The sequence below is a fragment of the Micromonospora echinofusca genome (assembly GCF_017614955.1).
Taxonomy (GTDB): Bacteria; Actinomycetota; Actinomycetes; order Mycobacteriales; family Micromonosporaceae; genus Micromonospora; species Micromonospora echinofusca_A.
In genome coordinates this window covers 1-1,319 of the sequence record NZ_WVUH01000648.1, presented here as the reverse complement: position 1 = coordinate 1,319, position 1,319 = coordinate 1, and the positions used below count along the sequence as shown (strand labels likewise).

Here is a 1,319-nt window from a genome sequence, read left to right as displayed (position 1 = left end):
ACTGAACCCGCTGGTGGATCAGCTACGACAGGCACACCAACCCGTTCCGATAGTTTCCGGAAGTTGTTGACCCCACCACAGCGGCCCGATGAGAATGATGACGATGGATGGAGTTCTCCAGCCAGGTTCTCCCCCACCGCCACCGGCGTCCCCCCGACGACATCAGCCACCCCTGCGTACGACGCCCGGGGTCGATGCCGCACGCGCCGCCACCGTCGATCCCGCACCTCCCGAGAGGAGCAACAGTGGTCAGCACCTCCGTCCCCCGCGCAGTCACACACCGGTCACGGCTCAGGAACCTGTTCACGGTCGGCACCGCGACCGTGCTGGCTCTGGGTACCGCCCTCGTCGTGGCCCCCCAGGCCAGCGCCGCCAGCACGCTCGGCGCCGCCGCCGCCGAGAAGGGCCGTTACTTCGGTACCGCCGTCGCCGCCAACCGGCTCGGCGAGTCCGACTACACCACGGTGCTCAACCGCGAGTTCAACTCGGTGACCGCCGAGAACGAGATGAAGTGGGACGCCACCGAGCCGTCCCGGGGCAACTTCACGTTCGGTTCCGGCGACCAGATCGTCAACCACGCCACCAGCCGGGGCATGTTCGTCCGCGGCCACACCCTGGTCTGGCACTCCCAACTGCCCGGCTGGGTCGGCGGGCTGTCCGCCACCGACCTGCGCTCGGCGATGAACAACCACATCACCCAGCTGATGACCCGGTACCGGGGAAAGATCCACTCCTGGGACGTGGTGAACGAGGCGTTCGAGGACGGCAGCAGTGGCGCCCGCCGCAACTCGGTGTTCCAGCAGCGGCTCGGCAACGGCTACATCGAGGAGGCGTTCCGGACCGCCCGCTCGGTCGACCCCAACGCGAAGCTCTGCTACAACGACTACAACACCGACAACTGGAGCCACGCGAAGACGCAGGCCGTGTACAACATGGTCCGCGACTTCAAGCAGCGGGGCGTACCGATCGACTGTGTCGGCTTCCAGGCCCACTTCAACAGCGGCAACCCGGTACCCAACGGCTACCACACCACGCTGGGCAACTTCGCGGCGCTCGGAGTGGACGTCCAGCTCACCGAACTGGACATCGAGGGTTCCGGGACCTCCCAGGCCGAGCAGTACCGGGGGGTCGTCCAGGCGTGCCTGGCGGTGAGCCGGTGCACCGGGATCACCGTCTGGGGCGTCACCGACAAGTACTCCTGGCGGGCGAGCGGCACCCCGTTGCTCTTCGACGGCAACTACAACAAGAAGCCGGCGTACGACGCCGTGCTGGCCGCCCTCGGCGGCACCGGCGGCGGTACCCCCACCACCCCGCCGCCC

1 protein-coding gene is annotated in these 1,319 nt (G+C 68.0%); it reads left to right on the top strand.

Features of this window, described 5'->3' with window-relative positions; all coding sequences use genetic code 11:
- Positions 1 to 194: 194 nt before the first annotated feature.
- Positions 195 to 1,319 (top strand): endo-1,4-beta-xylanase (locus GSF22_RS33585; RefSeq protein WP_208817919.1); only part of this gene is annotated, 1,125 nt, incomplete at its 3' end.